At 72.0% G+C, this 20,962-nt stretch carries 19 protein-coding genes; 8 read left to right on the top strand and 11 right to left on the bottom strand.

The features are described 5' to 3' along the window. Positions 1 to 229: 229 nt before the first annotated feature. Complete coding sequence (locus tag BMY88_RS23480; protein WP_139220508.1) at positions 230 to 847, bottom strand: hypothetical protein; 618 nt, start codon at positions 845 to 847, stop codon at positions 230 to 232. A gap of 829 nt (positions 848 to 1,676) precedes the next feature. Here BMY88_RS23480 and BMY88_RS17570 point away from each other — a divergent pair. The 5 genes from BMY88_RS17570 (at position 1,677) to BMY88_RS17550 (ending at position 6,582) form a co-directional block, all read left to right on the top strand. Next, positions 1,677 to 2,210: a PD-(D/E)XK nuclease family protein gene (locus BMY88_RS17570; protein WP_091946497.1), complete on the top strand. Its 534-nt coding sequence runs from the start codon at positions 1,677 to 1,679 to the stop codon at positions 2,208 to 2,210. Beyond that, the gene (locus BMY88_RS17565; RefSeq protein ID WP_091946493.1) at positions 2,207 to 3,940 is read left to right on the top strand and encodes a Mu transposase C-terminal domain-containing protein; all 1,734 of its coding nucleotides are present in this window, start codon (positions 2,207 to 2,209) and stop codon (positions 3,938 to 3,940) included. Before BMY88_RS17570 ends, BMY88_RS17565 begins: the two co-directional genes overlap by 4 nt. A gap of 136 nt (positions 3,941 to 4,076) precedes the next feature. Beyond that, positions 4,077 to 4,730: an AAA family ATPase gene (locus BMY88_RS17560; RefSeq protein WP_170861157.1), complete on the top strand. Its 654-nt coding sequence runs from the start codon at positions 4,077 to 4,079 to the stop codon at positions 4,728 to 4,730. Next, positions 4,727 to 5,893: a hypothetical protein gene (locus tag BMY88_RS17555; protein ID WP_091946487.1), complete on the top strand. Its 1,167-nt coding sequence runs from the start codon at positions 4,727 to 4,729 to the stop codon at positions 5,891 to 5,893. The genes BMY88_RS17560 and BMY88_RS17555 overlap by 4 nt, the downstream gene beginning before the upstream one ends. Then, entirely contained in the window at positions 5,890 to 6,582 is a 693-nt protein-coding gene (locus BMY88_RS17550) for a hypothetical protein (RefSeq protein WP_091946484.1), read from the top strand. Before BMY88_RS17555 ends, BMY88_RS17550 begins: the two co-directional genes overlap by 4 nt. A gap of 161 nt (positions 6,583 to 6,743) precedes the next feature. Here the strand turns inward: BMY88_RS17550 and BMY88_RS17545 are convergent, their stop codons facing one another. From BMY88_RS17545 to BMY88_RS17530, 4 genes are all read right to left on the bottom strand, one after another. Beyond that, entirely contained in the window at positions 6,744 to 9,614 is a 2,871-nt protein-coding gene (locus BMY88_RS17545; RefSeq protein ID WP_091946479.1) for a vitamin B12-dependent ribonucleotide reductase, read from the bottom strand. A 107-nt stretch (positions 9,615 to 9,721) separates the two neighbouring features. Next, on the bottom strand, positions 9,722 to 10,276 hold the full coding sequence (gene nrdR, locus BMY88_RS17540) for a transcriptional regulator NrdR (RefSeq protein ID WP_091946476.1): 555 nt from the start codon (positions 10,274 to 10,276) through the stop codon (positions 9,722 to 9,724). Positions 10,277 to 10,708: 432 nt separating this feature from the next. Next, entirely contained in the window at positions 10,709 to 11,263 is a 555-nt protein-coding gene (locus BMY88_RS17535; protein WP_139220507.1) for a hypothetical protein, read from the bottom strand. A gap of 118 nt (positions 11,264 to 11,381) precedes the next feature. Further along, the gene (locus tag BMY88_RS17530) at positions 11,382 to 11,924 is read right to left on the bottom strand and encodes a LysM peptidoglycan-binding domain-containing protein (protein ID WP_091946471.1); all 543 of its coding nucleotides are present in this window, start codon (positions 11,922 to 11,924) and stop codon (positions 11,382 to 11,384) included. A gap of 256 nt (positions 11,925 to 12,180) precedes the next feature. On the opposite strand from BMY88_RS17530, the gene lexA reads away from it, so the two are divergent. Beyond that, on the top strand, positions 12,181 to 12,957 hold the full coding sequence (gene lexA / locus BMY88_RS17525; RefSeq protein ID WP_091946468.1) for a transcriptional repressor LexA: 777 nt from the start codon (positions 12,181 to 12,183) through the stop codon (positions 12,955 to 12,957). Between the two features lie 63 nt (positions 12,958 to 13,020). Here the strand turns inward: lexA and BMY88_RS17520 are convergent, their stop codons facing one another. From BMY88_RS17520 to hflX, 3 genes are all read right to left on the bottom strand, one after another. Beyond that, positions 13,021 to 14,115 (bottom strand): SMP-30/gluconolactonase/LRE family protein, encoded by a 1,095-nt coding sequence (locus BMY88_RS17520; RefSeq protein ID WP_211435701.1) that lies wholly within the window; start codon positions 14,113 to 14,115, stop codon positions 13,021 to 13,023. Beyond that, the gene (locus tag BMY88_RS17515) at positions 14,087 to 14,833 is read right to left on the bottom strand and encodes a phosphatase PAP2 family protein (RefSeq protein ID WP_244524763.1); all 747 of its coding nucleotides are present in this window, start codon (positions 14,831 to 14,833) and stop codon (positions 14,087 to 14,089) included. Before BMY88_RS17515 ends, BMY88_RS17520 begins: the two co-directional genes overlap by 29 nt. A 75-nt stretch (positions 14,834 to 14,908) precedes the next feature. Continuing rightward, positions 14,909 to 16,366 (bottom strand): GTPase HflX, encoded by a 1,458-nt coding sequence (gene hflX / locus BMY88_RS17510; RefSeq protein WP_091946721.1) that lies wholly within the window; start codon positions 16,364 to 16,366, stop codon positions 14,909 to 14,911. A 162-nt stretch (positions 16,367 to 16,528) separates the two neighbouring features. Between hflX and BMY88_RS17505 the strand changes: the two genes are divergently transcribed. Continuing rightward, complete coding sequence (locus BMY88_RS17505; protein ID WP_091946465.1) at positions 16,529 to 16,732, top strand: hypothetical protein; 204 nt, start codon at positions 16,529 to 16,531, stop codon at positions 16,730 to 16,732. A gap of 9 nt (positions 16,733 to 16,741) precedes the next feature. Here the strand turns inward: BMY88_RS17505 and dapF are convergent, their stop codons facing one another. From dapF to BMY88_RS17490, 3 genes are read right to left on the bottom strand one after another with little or no spacing between them, the layout of a single operon-like run. After that, positions 16,742 to 17,644, bottom strand: a complete 903-nt coding sequence (gene dapF / locus BMY88_RS17500) for a diaminopimelate epimerase (RefSeq protein WP_244524762.1) — start codon at positions 17,642 to 17,644, stop codon at positions 16,742 to 16,744. Then, a complete protein-coding gene (gene miaA / locus BMY88_RS17495; protein ID WP_211435700.1) occupies positions 17,641 to 18,579 on the bottom strand; it encodes a tRNA (adenosine(37)-N6)-dimethylallyltransferase MiaA in 939 nt (312 codons plus the stop codon). The genes dapF and miaA overlap by 4 nt, the downstream gene beginning before the upstream one ends. Then, positions 18,576 to 19,295 carry a class III extradiol ring-cleavage dioxygenase family protein gene (locus BMY88_RS17490; RefSeq protein ID WP_091946457.1) on the bottom strand — a complete coding sequence of 240 codons (720 nt, stop codon included), beginning with the start codon at positions 19,293 to 19,295 and terminating at the stop codon, positions 18,576 to 18,578. The genes miaA and BMY88_RS17490 overlap by 4 nt, the downstream gene beginning before the upstream one ends. 139 nt (positions 19,296 to 19,434) lie before the next feature. Here BMY88_RS17490 and BMY88_RS17485 point away from each other — a divergent pair, with 139 nt between their 5' ends. Beyond that, on the top strand, positions 19,435 to 20,946 hold the full coding sequence (locus tag BMY88_RS17485; RefSeq protein ID WP_244524761.1) for a DUF349 domain-containing protein: 1,512 nt from the start codon (positions 19,435 to 19,437) through the stop codon (positions 20,944 to 20,946). The last annotated feature ends 16 nt before the right edge of the window (positions 20,947 to 20,962 follow it).

Here is a 20,962-nt window from a genome sequence, read left to right as displayed (position 1 = left end):
CGGTAACTGCGCTCCCCGACAGGTGGTGTCAGTGGCGAGGACGCGGCGGGCCCGTTTAGCGGTCAGGCCGAGTGCGGGAAGGCTCGGGCCGCCTGTCATGCAGCCCGAGCCCCCCGGGTTCCAGAGCGATCGATGCGCGCTGGGACCGCTGCCGCAGCCGTCGGTCATCCGGCTGCGACCGGCTGGACGGTACGACGAGGCACTGACACGGCGTGAGGCGCCGGATGAACTAGGCGCTGCGGCCGGTCGCCTGCTGGGGCCTGGCGTTGTGGGGTGGAAGAACGTCTCCGTTGAGGATTCCGCTGGCGATGGCGGCGTCGAGTTCCTTGGCGCTCCACATGAGGTTGTCCAGCCACACGGGATCGCGGCCTTCCTGCTGAAGGGCGTGGTAGTGGCGGGAGGCGCGGGCGATGTGGGTGGCCATCGCAGCGGCTCGGACACCGATCTGCCGTAGCGCCTCTCGGGAAACGAGCACCATGCCGTGCGGGACGACCGGGGTAATCGGTGCTGCCGCTGCTGCTGCGGCGCGGGCTGCCTCAGCGGCTTCGCGCTCGGCCTGTCGGCGGAGCCGCTTCAGCAGTGGGTTGCGCTGTCGGACGTGTCCCGGGCAGTAGGCGGAGGTCGGGCCGGGGGCTGCCGTGCTGTCACAGCACCGGCACCAGCGAGTGCCGTCGGCGGCGACGCGAGCGAGGACGGTGCGGCGCCCAATCTCCTCTAGCGAAAAGGACGGCTCGTCCTGTGGGGGCCGCGAGTCGAGCGGTATCGAGTCGTCGAGTGGCACACCGGCCTGTCTGATCATCACCGCGCGGTCCCTTCGTCGTTTCCGTTCGGCCTTGTCGAGTGCCACGAAGTGCCATGCGAGTGCCGTCACGTGCCACTTCGGCCGGTTGCTGGTCGGTCTGCAGCCCCACTCCCCCGAAATGGCCACTGGGCCTGCCGCTTCGTGAATCGCGACTGGTCGACCGTTCCCGACCGAGCCCGCGATCACAGCGATATGAGTGCCATCGAATGCCGCGCGGTCAGAGGCAGTCTGGCGGCGCACCGGCACCCGGCGGCACTTTCACCTCCACGTGTCCGATTCGGACGATTTCCTGTGGGCCGTCAGCAATCTCGCTGGCCTTTCGACGACGCAGGAGCACCACGATGGCGAATCAGTTCACAGTGGGCGACCGGAGCACCCAACCGGGGCCGGGTTGCGCCTCCGGCGACGGAGGAGTGTCGGGGGTCTACCTCCTCCGGGGCACATCCGCCTGTCCGGAGATTGCAGACCTCGCTTCGGATTCTTACCGTGCCTCTCAGTGTGCGGACCATATTGACAGCGAAGGGAGGCAAGGCGATGCGATCGACAGGTTTCCTGCGTTGGTTTCGCATTCGCATGGGCGGGCTCATACCCCTGCCCTGACGCCTTCCTATTTGCCTGACCAGTCAGGTCAGGGGCGCCCAACCGTCAATCTGAGCGGAGCGCCCATGACCACCCATAGGAACACCAACGCAACCTTTACCGCGCTGCGGCTGCCGGTGACCGGCACAGCCACCCAGCGTGTGCGCTGCCATGCGCAGTCCACGAAGGTCGGACCGTCCATCGCGCTGGGAGCCCGGGCATGACCGCCCGGCACGTGACTGCAGCGCGCCTGCACGGAACCTCTTTGAGGGCCCCTCGCGAGGTGCGGCCGGGGATGAGCGACTGGCACGTGGCGATCGGCTCGCTGGTCCACCAGTGCGCTGCCGCGATCGCTGAGCATCGCGGCGAGCAGCCCGGTGCCATCGCGCAGCGGGCAACCGAGTGGGTGAACGCGGCTGCCCGGGACACCAGGGTGTTCGGCAACCTGGCGAAGGCCCGCGCCCAGATCACGTCCCTTGCTTGCGCCTACCTGCACCGGTACGCACCGGATATGGACGCCGACTACCTCGGCGCCGAGATCCCGTTCGACGGCGGACGGGTGGACCTTGTCTGGTCGATTCCCGGACTCGGGATCGTCATTGACGAGTTGAAGACGACCGCGTGGGTGCGCCTGAACGTGGACGCGTCGATGCTCGCGCAGCCGCAGCGGTACCGGGAGTTCGGCGTTCAGAAGTGGGACTCCGGGTTCGCCGGAGTCCGATTCCTTCCCCTGCGGAACCCCGGCGAGGCCCGCTTCATCAGCGCCGACGGAGAAGTTCACCGGCTCACCGACTCCCCTGCCGCGACCCTGCGGAAGGACGCGGCATGACCCACACCGAGAAGGACGCGGTCGTGCGCGCTGCGCTGGCGTATCAGTCGACCTACGGCGGAGTGCTGCCGAACTTCGCCGTCGAGCAGATCGCCTCGCACGCCGGGATCGCGCCGCGGAGCCTGCGCCGCTGGATCGCTGACTACCAGGCGCGAGCCGCCGAGCCCGCCTCAGCGAGCATCCCGAAGACGCCATCGACAGACGAGGCGGGGCCGCATCGCAAGGGCAACCCGTTCGAGATCGATGAGGATCATCTGACGGCCGTCAGGTCTGTGCTGAACTTGAAGGCGGCTCACGCCCTCCTGTGGCCGGAAGAGCACTCCCCAGGTCGGGTGTCGTATCCGACGTTTGCCCGGGCCTTCAAGAACCTGCCGCCGAGCATCCGCGAAGGCATCCTGCACGGCTGGGACGCGATGGGGCGGCACCAGGTGTACCTGTCGATGACGGCTCCGCACCGCAACCACACCTGGCACCTGGACTGGACCCAGGCCGACGTCTGGGTGAGCCTTTCGCGCGCCCAGGTCGTGCGCCCCTGGATCGGCATCGTCCGGGACAACGCCACCTCCATGCGGCTCGCCGCAGTGGCGTACGCGGGCCGCCCGAATGAGGACGCGATGTGCGACTTGCTCGCCACCGCAGCCACTACACGCGAATACGTCATCGACGGCGAGACCATCCCGGTCGGCGGGCTGCCCGTGCAACTGGTGCTGGACAACGCCAGGGAGCACTTCGCCGAGGCGGTGACCCGCGGCGCGGTCATGCTCGGCGTCGTCATCGCCCCGACCAAGGCGTTCTACAAGCATCAGAACGGACCGGCGGAGTCCACCTTCAGCGGCCTGAACAAGCAACTGTTGGCTGCGCTGCCCGCCTACACCAAGGGCGGTAACGGCGACGACGGGCAACCGCTTCTCTGCCCGTCTACTCCAGATGAGATCGACCCGGACATGGTGCTGACGATGGAGTCGCTGCAGAAGCACCTTGACCAGTGGTTGGAGACCCAGAACGTCACCACCCGACTGGTGCGGTTGGGTGACCAGCCCCCGTTGGTCGCGTGGCGGGACGACCCCACTGAGGTGACTCCGATCGCGGAGGAGACGGTGCGGGCGATGATGATGCGCGCGTCCTTCGACCGGGCGATTAACGGTGAAGGCATCCGGTTCCGTGGCGTCGACTACCTCGCCCCGGAGTTGAACGCCTACCGGGAGACGGGCGCCAAGGTCACCGTCCGCTACTTGAGCCGGGAGACCCGGTTCATCGAGGTCTTCGACGGTGACACATGGATCTGCCGCGCCTTTGACCGCAGGCTGCTGACTGAGACGCAGCGCCAGGCGATCCTGCGCAACCGGGAGCGCGACCTCGACCTGCTCAAGCGGATCAACGCCGCCGCCGTTCAGGACCGGCGTCACCAGCACGCGACCGGCGACGAGGCCGCCTACGACGGTGACATGACGACCGAGCAGCAGGCGGCGGTCGACGACGCTGTCTCCAACGTCACCGCTCTCGATTTCCGTCGCGACCGCACTGAACCGCGCCTAGAGCAAAACGGGGAACCCGCGGAAGCAGTGGAGATCGACCGAGTCGATCCGACGACGCCGCAGCGACTCAAGCGCCAGGTGGCCCCCTCCCGGACGAAGGCGGAGGAGAAGCGCCGCATAAAGAAGATCCAGCACGCCAAGGAGCGCATCAGCAAGCGCCCTGGCTCGAACTTTGGTGGCATCAATGACGACTGAACTGAGTGACCTGGGTCGTAGGTCGACGCGGGACCGTAAGCAGCGGCCGGACATGTCCGCACTGGTCTTGCCACCTCGCCTTGAACTTGATCACCCACTTGTGCACACGCCCAGTTTCCGGTCTGCCGCGACTGCGATGACAGGCTTGCTCGGCAGGAACAAAATCGGGCTGATCGACGGGCCGCCCGGCACTGGCAAGACGACGTTCGCGCAGTGGGCCGCGGAGAAGTGCGACCGCCCCAGTGCCATCGCCGTCATGCCGGAGAATCCGGCGCCACTCGACATCCTCCGGATCAGCATCACGGCCGTCACCGGGCACAACCCGTCCGGCGACAACAAGACTGAGATGGAAGCGGAACTCGCTACCGCGCTCGGTGAATGGCGGGGCCTGCTGATCCTCGATGAGGTGCAGAACGTACGGATTAAGGGGCTGACCGAGGCCCGGTACATCCACGACATCACCCGTCCGCGCTTTCCGCTCCTCCTCGTCGGCTACGGCGCGATGGCAACAGTTCGGGAGAACACTCCGCTTGACTCCCGAATCCGGCTCCGGCGCACTTTTCATGAACTCGACGGACAAGACCTGTTCGACACCGTCCGCGCGCTCGACGACCGGCTGGCCGGGGTGTCCGACGACGTCATCCGCTACGCGGACGACAAGTTCGCCCGCGGCAACTTGCGCCGCTGGATCGACCTCCTCGAAACGCTGCAGGACTGGGACGTCACCGAAGCGACGCAGACGGATTTCGACGATGCCATCGTCTCCATCGATGAGCAGGTCGCCGCATGACCGGGCTGTTCCACTACGAAGCCCCGCGGGGCAAGGACTTGGATGGCCTCGTTGATGCCGTCAACCTTCCCCTGGCGATCCGTGCCATCGCACGCCCGAACTCGAAGTCGATCCACTCCCTCGCTGCCGACGTCTTGCGCAGCCTCGGGGCGACCCGTGACCTCTACAGCAAGGCGCAGGGTTCCAACACGCTGCTCAATGCCGCCAGCGCATGGTCATTGGCCCGAGGCATTACCGACGTGTACTTCGGCGAAGTCCAGGACATGGACCTCAACGGCATCCACGAAAGCCTCGACTTCGCCCAGCGGATCGGTGCGAACCTTCACCTGATCAGCGGGTACGGCGAGACGGCCGTTCACGCACCGACGATCGAGCAACTCGGCGGCAGGAACCGTCGCTTCACCGACCTCCCTGTCGAACTGCGCGCTCCCGCACCGGCCGCCGCGCCCAGCGACGAGGACGGGCGAGACGAGATCGAGATCCCCGACGATGACTGGATCTCCTACCGCCCCACCTACCGGGCCCTCTGGCCGACAGAGGTGGTGGCCACGGCCGACCGGGTGTACCTCGATTCCTACCGGACGGCTCGACACAGCGGAGCCTCAACCGCGGAGGACATCGCCCGCCTCATCGCCGGGCTGTGGCAGCGGCACGGCTCCTCCCCGCTACCTGCCACCACCACCGTCCGCGCTGTGCAGGCCGGACTTTTCCGCAACGGCCTCAACGTGCGCGTCAGTCTCGGGCACCTCGAACGATTCCTACACCTGCGCCTCGTCAACCCCCTCACAGCCGCGCACTACCAAGCGCTGTCGTCCTACGCCGACCCGTGGCGCGCTGCCGCCGCCGTCCTGCATGCCCACCACATCAGCACTGAGGACTCGCTCGCGATCCGGGCACTCGACGTCCAGCCCGACGGAACCATCCCCTCTCTGACCACGGCCATCGACTCCGGCGCGCGACCCATCCTCGCTGCGCAGCGATGGCTACGCCTCATTGCCGCCGATGAGAACCCACCGCTCATCGATAAGGACCTCAACGCCGCGCGTGCCGGGATTCGCCGGGTCACCAGGGAACTCGCGCTTCCTATCACCACCAACTGGGCGGCCTTGAGGAACGACCGGTGGCAGCACAACTACGGAGTGAAGGTCGCACCGGTCCAATGAAGTACCACCTGACACCCAACCTCATCACCGACCGCATGAACGCACTGAACCTGTCCGAACGAGCGATCGTGCGGAACACTCAGATTCCCCAGTTCCAGTTCCGGCAAGCGCGCCAATCTCACCAGTTGGACGGGCATGTCTCGCTGGCGCAGATCAACCGGTTGGCAACAGAACTTGGCATCAGCGTTCCAGAACTGTTGGCACCGCCGGACCCGGTGTCAACGCCGGTGCCCGCCGTCGACACCGAAGAAGACGTGCAGACTCTTGTCCCGATCCTCGTGTCCGCACCCAGCCTCGTGTCCGTCGCCCATGCAGCCCGCATCCTGAGATGGAAGCGCGAGCGCATCGAGGCGGCGCTCGCTGCGATCCCCGCCGCGCTCGAAGGCACCGGGCTTCGCCTTCAGGCCAGCAGCGGCAGGGTGAAGATCGCGGCGAGCGACTCCCCCGACAAGGCCGTCCTTCACGCCATAGGCCGCCTGCAGACCGTGACGGCTGGCCTGAACCGGAGCCAGGCCCGCACGCTCCTGCGGATCGTCAACGGCGAGGCCGTCTTCCACCGCAATATCGGCAATCAGGAGAAACTCAGCCTCGGGGCGTTGAAGAACATGGGCTGCATCGAAGTCGGCGAAAAGGCTCAGTACCAGCCCACCGTCGACCTTCGTCTCGTACTCCCGGACATCGAAGAGTAAGCCGACAGAGACGCAGGAGGGGCGGGCGACCAAGTGGTCGCCCGCCCCTCTTACTTGCACTCCCTCACTGGTGCCAGATTGCCGAGATCATCAGTGACAGGATGTCGAGAACACGGTGTCAGAATGCTGAGATTCTGGTGACAGCATTCTGAGATCCGCTATCAGCTGCAGCCGCTGGTGGAGCCGCAGCCCTCGCAGACGTAGCAGCTGCCGGCGGGGCGCATCTTCGTGCCGCAGGTCATGCACAGCGGCGCGTCGGTGGCGGTCCCGGTCACCAGCTCCAGCAGCTCGGCGGAGCTGTGGGCCTCCTTGAGGTCCTTCTTCCTGGCCTCCGGCTTGGCCGGCGCCTCGGTCGGCACCGAGCCGCGGAGGGCCTCGACGTCGACCTCCTCCTCCTCGACCACCGCGGCGGTCGAGGCGGGGGTGTCGTATCCCGACACCTGCGCCGCCCGCTCCTCGGCACTGAAGATGCCGAGGTTGGCCCGCTTGTCCACCGACAGGTGGTCCAGGGCCAGGCGACGGAAGATGTAGTCCATCACCGACTGGGCGATGCGGATGTCCGGGTCGTCGGTCATGCCGGCGGGCTCGAAGCGCATGTTGGTGAACTTCTGGATGTAGGTCTCCAGCGGCACACCGTGCTGCAGCGCGATCGAGATGCCGATCGAGAAGGCGTCCATGACACCGGCCAGGGTCGAGCCCTGCTTGCCCAGCTTGAGGAAGACCTCGCCGAGGCTGCCGTCCTCGTACATGCCGGCGGTCATGTAGCCCTCGGCGCCGGCCACGCTGAACGACGTGGTCATGCTCGTGCGCTTCTTCGGCAGGCGCTTGCGCACCGGGTGCGACATCGCGCCCGGCACGGCGGCGGCCTCGACCTTCGCCTCGGCCTGCTTCCCCTCGTTCTTGCCCTTGCCGTCGGACAGCGGCTGGCCGACCTTGCAGTTGTCGCGGTAGATCGCCAGCGCCTTGAGGCCGAGCTTCCAGCCCTGGAAGTAGATGTTCTCCACGTCCTCGACGGTCGCCGTCTCCGGCATGTTGACCGTCTTGCTGATGGCGCCGGAGATGAACGGCTGGACCGCGGCCATCATGCGCACGTGGCCCATCGGGCTGATGGCCCGCTCGCCCATCGCGCAGTCGAAGACCTCGTAGTGCTCCGGGCGCAGGCTCGGGGCGTTGACGACGTGGCCGTGCTCGGCGATGAACTCGACGATCGCCTCGACCTGCTCGTCCTGGTAGCCCAGGCTGCGCAGCGCCCGCGGCACCGTCTGGTTGACGATCTGCATGGAGCCGCCGCCGACCAGCTTCTTGAACTTGACCAGCGAGAAGTCCGGCTCGATGCCGGTCGTGTCGCAGTCCATCATGAAGCCGATGGTCCCGGTGGGGGCCAGCACGGAGGCCTGGGCGTTGCGCCAGCCGTTCTCGCCACCGATCTCCAGGCACTCCTGCCACTGCGCGGTCGCGGCCTTGAGCACGTCGGCGTCGTCGGCTCCGACCGGGCGGATCGCGTCGTTGGCCGACGAGTGCTTGCGCATCACCCGGGCGTGGGCGTCGGCGTTGCGGGCGTAGCCGTCGTAGGCGCCGACGATGCCGGCCAGCTCGGCCGAGCGGCGGTAGGCGGTGCCGGTCATCAGCGAGGTGATCGCCGCGGCCAGCGTCTGACCGCCGCGGGAGTCGTACGCGTGACCGGTGGCCATCAGCAGCGCGCCGAGGTTGGCGTAGCCGATGCCCAGCTGCCGGTAGGCGCGGGTGGTCTCCCCGATCGGGTCGGTCGGGAAGTCGGCGAAGCAGATGGAGATGTCCATCGCCGTGATGACCAGCTCGACGGACTTGATGAAGTTCCTGGAGTCGAACGTGCCGTCGTCCTTCAGGAACTTCATGAGGTTCAGCGACGCCAGGTTGCACGAGCTGTTGTCCAGGCTCATGTACTCCGAGCAGGGGTTGGACGCGTTGATCCGGCCCGTCTCGGGGTTGGTGTGCCAGTCGTTGATCGTGTCGTCGTACTGGATGCCCGGGTCGGCGCACTCCCAGGCGGCCTGGGTGACCTTGCGGAACAGCGTCTTCGCGTCGACGGTCTCGATCACCGAGCCGTCCATCCGACCGCGCAGGCCGAAGTCCGTGCCGTCCTCCACCGCGCGCATGAACTCGTCGGAGACCCGGACGGAGTTGTTGGCGTTCTGGTACTGGACGCTCGTGATGTCCTTGCCGCCGAGGTCCATGTCGTACCCGGCGTCGCGCAGCGCGCGGATCTTGTTCTCCTCGCGCGCCTTGGTCTCGACGAACTCCTCGATGTCGGGGTGGTCGATGTCGAGGACGACCATCTTGGCCGCGCGGCGGGTGGCCCCACCGGACTTGATCGTGCCGGCGGAGGCGTCGGCCCCGCGCATGAAGCTGACCGGTCCCGAGGCGGTGCCACCGGAGGAGAGCAGCTCCTTGGAGGAGCGGATGCGGGAGAGGTTCAGGCCGGCGCCGGAGCCGCCCTTGAAGATCAGCCCCTCCTCCCGGTACCAGTTCAGGATCGAGTCCATCGTGTCGTCGACGGCGAGGATGAAGCAGGCGCTGACCTGCTGCGGCGCACTCGTGCCCACGTTGAACCACACGGGGCTGTTGAAGCTGAAGTACTGGCGCAGCAGCATCCAGGTGAGCTCGTGCTCGAAGATCTCGGCGTCGCCCTCGGTCGCGAAGTAGCCGTGCTCCCGGCCGGCGGCGCCATAGGTGAGCACCACCCGGTCGATGAGCTGGCGCAGGCTGGTCTCGCGCTGCGCGGTGCCGACCGCACCCCGGAAGTACTTGGTCGTGACGATGTTGGTGGCGTTGATGCTCCACTCGGACGGGAACTCCACGCCGCGCTGCTCGAAGTTGATCGAGCCGTCCCGCCAGTTGGTCATGACGACGTCACGACGCTCCCAGGTCACCTCGTCGTACGGGTGCACACCGGCGGTGGTGAAGACCCGCTTGACCTTCAGGCCCTTCCCCCGGGTCGGCGCCTTGGCGGCGCGACGCGTGCGGCCCGACAGGCGGTCCTCGGTCTCGGTCACTGAGCTCTCCCTCTGTGTGTGGGCGCCGGCGGGGGAGCGCCGGGCCCGGTACTGCTGATTGGTTGTGTACCCGCTGGTGCTGACAGTTCTGGGGTGGACGGCAGGCGTCAGCCGTTCGTGCTGCCGTCCGGGGCGTTCGTGGCCCGCGTGCCCCCGCGGCGGCGGGCGGCGGGCAGGTCCGGCTGCATGCCGGGCAGCGGCAGCGTGCCGGCGATGAGGTGCCGGGACCGCAGCTCGGTGATCTCCTTCTCGAAGTCCTCGATCGAGGTGAAGGCCCGGTAGACGCTGGCGAAGCGGAGGTAGGCGACCTCGTCGAGCTCGCGCAGCGGCCGCAGGATCGCCAGCCCCACCTCGTGACTGGGGACCTCGGCCGCGCCGGTCGCCCGGATCGCGTCCTCGACCTGCTGCGCCAGCTTCTGCAGCTGGTCCTCGTCGACCGGCCGGCCCTGGCAGGCCCGGCGCACGCCGGCGACGACCTTGCTGCGGTTGAACGGCTCGCTCACCCCGCTGCGCTTGACGACGGCGAGCACCGGCTCCTCGACCGTCGTGAACCGGCGCGCACAGGCGGGACAGGAACGGCGCCGACGGGTCGTGGCGCCCTCCTCGGCCTCCCGGGTCTCGATGACCCGGGAGTCCGGGTTGTGGCAGAAGGGACAACGCACGGCGGTTCCTCCTCCCCCTGCCCGGCACCCCGCCCCGGGGCTCGCTCCGCGAGCGGTGTCCCGGGTGCCCGCCGCGGGGGTCCTGTGGACCCTCCTGGGGACAACCGGTGCACATCCCGGGGAGGAGCTGAGGACGACCTGTGGACGGACTTACATCGGTGCAACTACTAGATGTAGGGGAACCCTAGGCAGGGCCCCACTAGATGTGCAAGACCGGCGCGGCGTGGCGTGTTCCCGTGCAACCCGCTCGTGACCAGGGGCGGTCAGACACACCAGGAGTCACACGGACACGCCGGGCACAGGCGCGAAGAGCGTGCGCGACGACCCGGAAACGGTGTAGTGCGTGTCGCGGTCGCGGCACCGCGCGAGACCCCGGGGCGACCCGCAGTGGGGGGCCGACGACCCCGCCGCGACAGCTCGGGACGCGGCGGCTCAGGACGCGGCGGCCGACCGCGCGGCTGACGACGAGCCCCACGAGAAGGCCACCACGTCGTCCAGCCGGATCGGACGGGTCAGCAGGCTCGGCCCGGACCCGGGGAGCGTGTCGCCCCCCGCCCGGTGCCGACCACCGAACGCCGGCGCCCGGTGGCGACCGGCCAGGGCGGCACCGTCGACGCACCGGACCACGGGCAGCTCGGCCGTCAGGTCGCTCGCATGCCGGCGGCGGCGCCCGGCGACCCGGCCGGGGAGGGCCTGACCCAGCCGCTCGCGCAGCTCGGCGCGGCTCATGACCACCGTCTCGGCGGGCACCTCCGGAACGGACGGCGCCCCCCCAGCGGCTTCGGGCAGACGGACCGCGGCGAGCTCGACCCCGATCATCCGCACGCCGCCGGCGGAGTGCACCCGCACGTGCGCCTCGCACCGACCGGTCTCGTCGTGCCGCCAGCCGAGGACCGCACCCGGCCACCAGGCTCCGTCGACGTAGACCTCCGCCTCGAGGGGCTGGGCGATGGTGGCCGCTGCTCGGCCGGGCTGGTCCATGGGCACGAGCGCCACGCTAGGTCGCCGCCCCCCACCGTCCCGGGGAGGACGGCGCCCCGAGGGTTGACGAACATCGAGCTCCAGGATTGTGGAGGCGCCGGCGCGACCCGCATTCCCCGGGCGCTCACGGCACCTCCAGCACCTGACCCGGGACGATGGTCGCGCCCTCGAGGTCGTTGAGCCGCTCGATCGCGTCGACGACCGTGCGCACGTCGGCCTCCGGACCGGCCACCGACGCCGCGATCGACCACACGGTGTCCCCCGGCTGCACGACGACGCTGCTGACGCCGGCCAGCTCCAGCTCACCCTCCGGAGCCAGCACGGCCGACAGGACCAGCACCGCGAGCGCCGCCACCGCCACGGCGAGCGCGGTCAGCGCGCACCAGCCGCGCCGGGTCAGCCGCAGAGGTGCACCCCCGCCCGCGCGGCGGGTGGCGACGCCGCCGCGCACCCGGCCGGGGCGGACGGCACCCCCCTCGAGCCGCACCGGCCGCGCGCCCGGGCGCACCCCGTCGCGCCGGGCGGGCGGCGCGCCGGCGAGCGGACCGACGCCGCGCACCACCCCTCGCCCCGCCACGCGCTCACCCGTCGGCCGCACCGGCCCCGCCACCCGCGGCCCCGTGCCACCCCCACCGGAGTACCCGATCTCGCGCCCTGTGCCCGCCACCCCAGCACCTCCTCCCACGACCGCCGCCGATCACCCGGCGACCGAACAGCTGTTCGAATCGAACGTCTGTGCGATGTCTACCGCACGCCGCCGACAGGATCGAGCCGACACCCGTCGACTTCGAACATGTGTTTGAGAACGAGCGCTGGACGCGCTACCGTCCGGACGGGCACCACCCGACGCCGGCGCAGGCAACGCGGCCGACGCCGTCGGGCGGACGAACGAGCCGTGGTTCCACGGCCGGCGAGGAGGAGACGTGGCGGGCACGAGCGGGACGTCGAGCGGGCGCGGCGGGTCACGACGCGGGAGCGGCGCGGCGGCGGGTACCGCACCGGCTCCGACCGGGGAGGTGCGCGCCTTCCCCGACCGGGGCGAAGCGGGCGACGGGCTGACCCAGCGGCAGCGCCGGGTGCTGGAGGTCATCCGCGACTCGATCGACCGCCGGGGCTATCCGCCCTCGGTCCGGGAGATCGGCGAGGCGGTGGGCCTGTCCTCGGCCTCCTCCGTCGCCCACCAGCTCTCCGTCCTGCAGAAGAAGGGCTGGCTGCGCCGGGACCCGAACCGGCCGCGCGCGCTGGACGTCCGGCTGCCGGGCGAGATCCCCGCGGCCGGTGGCGTCTTCGCCCCGCCGCCCGTCGCCGAGGACTCCGCCAGCCCCACGCCCACCTACGTGCCGCTGGTGGGGCGGATCGCGGCCGGTGGCCCGGTCCTGGCCGAGCAGGCGGTCGAGGACGTCTTCCCGCTGCCGCGCGAGCTGGTCGGCGAGGGAACGCTGTTCATGCTCCGCGTCGCCGGCGACTCGATGGTCGAGGCGGCGATCTGCGACGGCGACTGGGTCGTCGTCCGCCAGCAGCCGACCGCCGAGAACGGCGAGATCGTCGCCGCCATGATCGACGGCGAGGCCACCGTGAAGACCTACAAGCGCAAGGACGGGCACGTGTGGCTGATGCCGCACAACCCGGCCTACGAGCCGATCCCCGGCGACGACGCGACCGTGCTCGGCCGCGTGGTCACGGTCCTGCGCCGGGTCTGATCTCCCGCCGGACCGGTCGGCGGCCGCCGACCGGTCCGGGCACGGCCCCCGTCGAGCGCGCGCTCAGCCGCGCGGCGGACCACCGGGCGCCGACCCGCGTCGGCGCCAGCGGCCGACCACCCACAGCGCCAGGGTCGCCACGACGGCGGCGGTCAGCCCGGCGGCGACCGGCGAGACGCCGTCGTCGGACTCGGTGAGGACGTCGGTGAGCGAGCCGTCCGATGCGCCGGTGGCGTCGGCGGGCGCGGTCCCGGTCGGCACGGGGACGACGGTCACCGCGCTGGGCAGCCCCTCGCTGGCGACCACGAGGGCGGAGCCGTCGGCGGAGAAGCTGATCGCCTCCCCCTGAGGCGAGTTCGGCAGCGCGACCCGGACGGGTTCGGCAGCGAGGGCGGCGACGACGTCGGACCCGACCAGCGGCCAGACGTAGGCGTCGGTGTAGGTCCGCAGGGCCAGGGCGTGCCCGTCGGGCGCCACGGCTCCCCCGGTCACCAGCAACTGCCCGGCCCGGCCCACCGGGCCACCCGGGGTGCCCGTCAGGGTGAGATCCACCGAGGCCACCTCGACCAGGCCGACGGTCCCGTCCGCCTCCAGTGCGGCGACCGGTCGGTAGACGTCGCTGGAGCCGAACACCTCCTTGGTGACCACGTACGGCGTGCCGTCCGGGGCGATCAGCAGCGCTTCGGCGTCGCGCGGCCCGTCGGGGTAGACGAGCCGGTGGACACCGGTGGATCCGTCCGGTCGGAGCGCGAGCAGCGCGACCGTCTCGCGGACGGCGTTGTTGTCGCCCGTGTCGGCCAGCCACACCGTCCCGTCCGGCCCCACCGCGAGGTCCTCGGGGTCGTAGGGGTCCACATCGGCGGTGTGCACGCCGGTGACCTGGCAGGCGGGGTCGATCACGTGCACGGCGACCTGGTCGCCGCCGTCGTTGATGGCGAGCATGGTGCCGTCGGCGCCGACGACGAGACCCGAGAGCTCGGGCAGCGACGGATCGGTGATCTCGCACTGGACGGTCGCGCCGGCGCCGTCCTCGGCGCGCGCGGGGGCGGCGGAGAGTGTGGGGGCCGCGACGGTCAGGAGCGCGACGCCGGCCAGCACCCGGACCGGCGTCCGCGCCACCCCGGGGTGGTCAGGAGAGCCGGGGGCCTGCGCGCGCACCGAGCCAGCGTGACAGCACCAGATCGTCCAGCGCGTGAACCACGCCCAACAGCAGCAGCCCCACCGCCGCGCCGACGACGGCGTCGCTGAGCCAGTGGAAGTCGAGGGCGACCATGGCGAGGGTGCACAGGACCGGCCCGATCACGGCCAGCCCCCAGAACAGACGCTGGATCCGCGGCGACATGCCGTACTGGACGGCCTGCCAGCGGGCCACCCCCCACAGCAGCACCGCGTTGGCGAGGTGCCCGGAGGGGTAGGACTGGCCGTCGGGGTGGTGCAGGAAGTCGCCGCCGTGCCCCGGCGCCGTCCGGCCGATCGCGTACTTGAGGGCGTAGACGGCGACGGTGAGCAGCACCAGCGCGACGACGACCCGCAGGAGCGGACGCAGCGTCCGGTGCCGGCCGGCGAGCCAGCCGATCAGCCCCACCAGCACGATGAGCACCGAGCCGCGTCCACCGATCTGGGTGACCCAGTAGAGCGGGGTGTAGGCCGCGGTGTCCCGCAGCCCCCAGCCGCCCACCGTGTCGGAGATCCAGCCGTCGACGTGCTCGGTGACGCCGTGCACGAGCAGGTCGACGGTGAGCACCGCACCCACCAGCAGGGCGACGCCCAGCGCCCACCAGGTGGGGCGCCCGATGGACACGACGGGCGGGTGCTCCGGCACACGCCGGCCCGCGTCCGGGGTGTCCGGCGACCGTCGCACCACGCCGCTGGTCACCGGCTCACGGTACCGGGCCGTGACCGAGTCGTGACCTCGGCCGGAGGAACGACCCGGTTCTGCCGGGCGCGCCGCTCAGCCGACCGGTGCGGCGAAGTCGCCGAGAGCCGCCGCCAGCGCGCCGTCCACCCGCGCGTTGAGCCGCGTGCCGGCGGACTCGTGGCTCTCGCTGAGGACCTCGCCGTCCCGGTGGACCCGGGCGACGAGGTCGCCGCGGTCGTAGGGCACGAGCACGTCGACCTCGGTCTCGGGATGCGGCAGCCGGGTGGCGACGATCTCCCGCAGCCGGTCGATGCCCTCCCCCGTGCGGGCCGACACCCAGACCGCGCCGGGCAGCGCCTGCCGCAGGGTGAGGACGTCGTCCTCGCTCATCGCGTCGACCTTGTTCACCACGATCAGTTCGGGCACCGAGCGGGCGTCGATGTCGGCCAGGACGACCCGGACGGCGTCGATCTGGCCGAGCGGGTCGGGGTCGGCGCCGTCGACGACGTGCAGCAGCAGATCGGCGGCGGCCACCTCCTCCAGCGTGGACCGGAAGGCGTCGACCAGCTGGTGCGGCAGGTGCCGCACGAACCCGACGGTGTCGGTGAGCGTGTACTCGCGGCCGTCGGGCGACTCCGCCCGGCGCACGGTGGGGTCCAGGGTGGCGAACAGCGCGTTCTCCACCAGCACCCCGGCGCCGGTCAGCCGGTTGAGCAGGCTCGACTTGCCCGCGTTGGTGTACCCGGCGATGGCCACGCTGGGGACGGCGTTGCGGTCGCGGCCGGCCCGCTGCGTCGCCCGGGCGGTCGCCATGCCGGCGATCTCGCGGCGGAGCTTGCTCATCCGGGCGCGGATCCGCCGCCGGTCGGTCTCGATCTTGGTCTCACCCGGGCCACGGGTACCGATACCGCCACCGCCGGCGACGCGGCCACCGGCCTGCCGGGACAGCGACTCACCCCAACCGCGCAGCCGCGGCAGCATGTACTGCATCTGGGCGAGCTCGACCTGCGCCTTGCCCTCCCGACTGCTGGCGTGCTGGGCGAAGATGTCGAGGATCAGCGCCGTCCGGTCGACGACCTTCACCTTGAGGATCTTCTCCAGCGCGTTGAGCTGGCCGGGGGTCAGCTCGCCGTCGCAGATCACGGTGTCGGCGCCGGTCGAGGCGACGATGTCGCGGATCTCGTTCGCCTTGCCGGAGCCCACGTACGTGCCGGCGTCCGGCGTCGAGCGCCGCTGGCTGACCGCCTCGAGCACCTCGGAGCCGGCCGTCTCGGCCAGCGCCGCGAGCTCGGCGAGCGAGCGGTCGGCGTCGGCCTGCGTCCCCTCGGTCCACACCCCGACCAGGACCACGCGCTCCAGGCGCAGCTGGCGGTACTCGACCTCGGTGACGTCGGCCAGCTCGGTGGACAGGCCGGCGACGCGGCGCAGGCCCTCGCGCTGCTCGAGGTCGTAGCTGCCGGTGGTCTCGTCGGGCTCGTCCCACTGGCCCGCCGGTGCGGGGCGCACGTCGGGTGTCGGGGAGGTGGGCTGCTGCTCGGGCGCGGTGGTCATCGGCTCCAGCGTGGCACGCCCCTCGCGGAGGGGCACCTGAGTTGTCGCTTCGTCGCGGATCGCTGCTCGTGTCATCGCCGGGTACAACACCGGCCGGCCCCGCATGCATCCCGCTGCCGGGCGGGTAGGGAACGCGGACGCCCAACGACGAGGAGGCACCCCGTGAGCACCAGCAGCGACGCCGGCACGGACGACCCGGGCCGCGACCCGAAGGGGCTGGACCCGCCGCGCAACCTCTTCGGAGGCGCCGATCAGGACACAGGCCGGGGCGAGCCCCGGGGGACCGGGAACGTCGGGCCCGGCGACAAGCCCGAGGCCCCCACCGACGAGCCGGAGACGCGGGCCGACAGCCCCGACCGGCCCTGACGGCGGGCGTCAGCTCCCGGGAACCGGCTCCCCGAGCCACTCCGCCGTGAGCTCGCCCGCGGCGACGACGACGGCCGGCCCGCGCAGCACCGTGGTGTCCGGCCCGACGTCCACCGTCAGCCGGCCGCCGGGAACGTCGACCACGACGGTCCCGGCGGTCGCACCGGCGTCCGCGAGCGCGGCGTAGGCCGCGGCGCAGGCGCCGGTGCCGCACGACCGGGTCTCCCCCACACCGCGCTCGTGCACCCGCAGGCGGATGTGCGCGTCGGCGCCCTCGGCGGGCGCCCGGAGCACCGTGATCAGCTCGACGTTCACGCCCTCGGGGAACAGCTCCGCGTCGAACCGCGGCTGCGCCGTCAGGTCGAGTGCGTCCAGGTCGGCGTCGGTCAGGCACGCCAGGTGGGGGTTGCCCATCGACACGGCCAGGCCCTCGAAGCGCCGCCCGGCGACCTCGGCGGAGCCCCGGCCGAACTCGCGCGCGGGCCCCATGTCGACCCAGTACGTGCCGTCGGCGCCGGCGCCCAGCCGGCGCGGTCCGCCCCGGGTGCCGACCCACACCCCGTCGGCGCAGGCGGCGCGGTCCAGCAGCCCCTCGGTGACCAGGACGTGCAGGAACAGCCGCACGCCGTTGCCGCACATCTCGGCCAGCGACCCGTCGGCGTTGCGGTGGTCCATGAACCACTCGCAGCGGTCCAGGGCGTCGCCGAGCACGGCGGGCGCGTCGGGCACGTGCACGCTGCGCACGACCCGCAGGACGCCGTCCCCACCGAGGCCGGCGCGGCGGTCGCACAGCCGGCGGACCATCGCCGCGTCCAGCCGGATCTCCGGCCAGCGGTCGCCGTCGGGATCGGGGAGGACGACGAAGTCGTTCTCCGTGCCGTGCCCGACGAGCACCCGGTCGCGCGTTCTCACCGGCCCAGCGTACGGGCGGCGAGCAGGCCGCCGACCGCGTCGACCAGGTCGGGGCGGGCGGCGTCGAACCAGGTGGTCGAGGCGTCGCGGCGGAACCAGGAGCGCTGGCGGCGCACGAACCGCCGCGTCGTGACGACGGTGCGCTCCCGGGCCTCCTCGGGGGTCAGCGCGCCGTCGAGCTGCGCGAGCACCTGCGCGTACCCCAGCGCCCGCGAGGCGGTCGGCCCCTCGCGCAGCCCGTCGGCGGCCAGCGTCTCCACCTCGGCGACGAAGCCCGCGGCCCACATGCGGTCCACCCGGTGCGCGATCCGCTCGTCGAGCTCGGCCGGCGCGCGGTCCAGCCCCACCACGACCGCCGGGTAGTGCGGCCGCGGCTCGGGCAGGGACGCGCGGAACGGCCCGCCGGTCAGCTCCACCACCTCAAGCGCCCGCACGATGCGCCGCCCGTTGCTGGGCAGCACCGCGGCGGCCGCGGCCGGGTCGACGCCGGCGAGCCGGGCGTGCAGCGCGGCCGGGCCGACGTCGGCCAGCTCTCCCTCCAGCCGCGCGCGCACCGCCGGATCGGTGCCGGGGAAGTCGAGCTCGTCCAGGACGGCGCGCACGTACAGCCCCGAGCCGCCGACCAGCAGCGGCACCACCCCGGCGGCCCGCAGCCGGTCGACCTCGGCCCGGGCGCGCTGCCGGTACTCGGCGACCGACGCAGGCTCGCGGACGTGCCAGAGGTCGAGCAGGTGGTGCGGGACGCCGCCGCGCTCGGCGAGGTCGGGCTTGGCGGTGCCGATGTCCATGCCGCGGTAGAGCTGCATCGAGTCGGCGTTGACCACCTCCCCGCCCACCCGCCGCGCGAGGGCCACCGCGAGCGCCGTCTTGCCGGTCGCGGTCGGGCCGACGACGGCGACCACCGGCGGCGGCGCACCGGCCGGGGCAGCGGTCACCGCGCCGTCCAGGAGGCCACCAGGTAGCCGACGCCGAACGGGGCGTCGTCGTAGCGCAGTTGCGCCTGCACGGCCCGTCCGGCCACGACCCCGCCGACGGCGCGCCACACGGGCACGCCGGCTGCCAGCAGCCGCTCGCCCTCCGCCGGGTCGAGGGCGGCGAGGGCGGCGGCGTCCCCGGCGGCGAGCGCGGCCGCCACCGCGGCGTCGAAGGGGGCTGCGGCGTCGTCGAGGTAGCCGGGGGCCTTCACGCTGCGGCGGGCCGAGCCGTCCCCGACGGCGAGCACCCCGACGGTGCCCGGCAGGCCGGCCACGGCCTCCGCGAGTTCCGCCGGCCCGACGCCCAGCCGCGGCCCGGTGTGCCCGGCCCGGTCGAGCAGCCAGGCCCCGATCGTGAGCGCGGTCGGGGTGCGGCGACCGCCGGCGCGCGCGCCGCCGGCGAAGGGCACCTCCAGGTCCACGCCGACGCCGCGCAGGTCGCCGGCGTCGCCCTCGCCGTAGCGGCCCTCGGCCCCCGGACCGACGACGACGACGCTCTCCGGGCCCGCCGCGAGCACGGCCTCCACCGCCTCCGCGCAGGCCCGGCGCAGCGCCGTCGTCTCCGGCGCCGCCCGCCCCTCGACCGCCGGGAGCAGCAGCGGAGGACCCGGGCAGAAGGCGATCGCGAGCGGCCGAGCCGGCCCCGGGGCGGAGGATCCGGCCTGTTCTGTCGTCACGGCAGCAGTGTCGCCGATGCGACGTGGGACACTGCGGTGCGTGTCGAGCACGGAGAGCCCCGTAGACGGTTCGCAGCAGGTCCCCCAGTCCTCCGAGGGCGGTGCACCCGCCGCGTCCGAGGCCGTCGGATCGCAGGCCGTGAGCCCCGACGCGGGGACGCCGGCGGCGCCCGATCCCGGGGATGCGGTGCTGGCGGACCCGACGGCGAGCGAGGCCGCAGCCCCCCAGGAGTCGCCCGCCCAGGAGGCCCCCGCCGAGGACCCTGTCGCGGAGGCCCCTGCCGAGGAGGCACCCACCGAGCCGGTGACCCCCGGTCCGATCCCCGAGGAGGCGGCCGCCGCGATCGCCGCCGTCCCGGCACCGGGCGCGCCCGCGCCGGGCACGTTCCCCGCGCACCCGGCCGGCGAGCCCACCCCGGGCCCGATCGCCGCGCCGGCGTCGGACCCCACCGCGTGGGGCCGCGTCGACGAGGACGGCACCGTCTACGTCCGCACCGCCGACGGCGAGCGCGCCGTCGGCTCCTGGCAGGCCGGCGACCCGGCCGCCGGGCTGGCCCACTTCGGGCGTCGCTTCGACGACCTGGCCACCGAGGTGACCCTGCTCGAGGCGCGCCTCAAGGCCCACACCGGCAATCCGACCGAGATCAAGTCCAAGGCGCAGGCGCTGGCCGACCAGATCCCGTCCGCGACCGCCGTCGGCGACCTCGACGGTCTCGCCGCGCGGGCCCGGGCGATGGTGGAGACGGCCGACTCGGCCGCCGCCGAGTCCCGGGCCGAGAAGGCCGCCCACCGGGTCGCGCAGATCGCGCGCAAGGAGGCGCTGGCCGCCGAGGCCGAGCAGATCGCCGCCGAGTCGACGGCGTGGAAGGCCGCCGGTGACCGTCTCAAGGCGATCGTCGAGGAGTGGAAGACCATCCGCGGCATCGACCGCAAGACCGACGAGGCCCTGTGGCAGCGGTTCGCCGCGGCCCGGGACGGCTTCGGTCGCCGCCGCGGCGCGCACTTCGCCTCCCTGGACGCGCAGCGCGGCGAGGCCCGCGCGGCCAAGCAGGAGCTCATCGCGGAGGCGCAGCGGCTGTCGACGTCCACCGAGTGGGGTCCGACCAGCGCGGCGATGCGCTCGCTGATGGACCGCTGGAAGGCCGTGCCGCGCACCGGCCGCGACGGCGACGACGACCTGTGGAAGCAGTTCCGCGCCGCCCAGGACGTCTTCTTCGCCGCGCGCACGGAGTCGGACAAGGCGCGCACCACCGAGGAGGTGGCCAACCAGCAGGCCAAGGAGGAGATCCTCGCCGAGGCGGAGAAGCTCGACGCGTCCAAGGACCTGCGGGGCGCGCAGAACGCGCTGCGCAAGCTGCAGGAGCGCTACGACGCCATCGGGCACGTGCCGCGGGGGGCCATGCGGGCGCTGGAGGACCGGATGCAGGCCGTCGAGCAGCGCGTGCGGGGTGCCGCGGACGCCGGGCGGGTGCGCACCGCCCCGGAGAACCCGATGGTCACCTCGATGCGCGCGGCCGTCACCAAGGCCGAGGAGCAGCTGGCCAAGGCCGAGGCCTCGGGGAACGCGCAGCGGATCTCCCAGGCGCAGGCCGACCTCGCCACCCGCCAGGAGTGGCTGGCCGAGGCCGAGAAGGCCGCCTCCCGCCGCTGACGACGTGCAATTCCGC

The organism is Trujillonella endophytica, from assembly GCF_900110555.1.
Classification (GTDB): Bacteria; Actinomycetota; Actinomycetes; order Mycobacteriales; family Geodermatophilaceae; genus Trujillonella; species Trujillonella endophytica.
This window is presented reverse-complemented; position numbering and strand designations above follow the sequence as displayed.

What these genes read in the sequence shown, in the direction of transcription:
- BMY88_RS17570 (WP_091946497.1), top strand. Translation starts at nt 1,677, where the DNA reads ATGAGCGACTGGCACGTGGCGATCGGCTCGCTGGTCCACCAGTGCGCT.
- hflX (WP_091946721.1), bottom strand. Translation starts at nt 16,366, where the DNA reads ATGACCACCGCGCCCGAGCAGCAGCCCACCTCCCCGACACCCGACGTG.
- BMY88_RS17560 (WP_170861157.1), top strand. Translation starts at nt 4,077, where the DNA reads ATGACAGGCTTGCTCGGCAGGAACAAAATCGGGCTGATCGACGGGCCG.
- BMY88_RS17555 (WP_091946487.1), top strand. Translation starts at nt 4,727, where the DNA reads ATGACCGGGCTGTTCCACTACGAAGCCCCGCGGGGCAAGGACTTGGAT.
- BMY88_RS17550 (WP_091946484.1), top strand. Translation starts at nt 5,890, where the DNA reads ATGAAGTACCACCTGACACCCAACCTCATCACCGACCGCATGAACGCA.
- BMY88_RS17565 (WP_091946493.1), top strand. Translation starts at nt 2,207, where the DNA reads ATGACCCACACCGAGAAGGACGCGGTCGTGCGCGCTGCGCTGGCGTAT.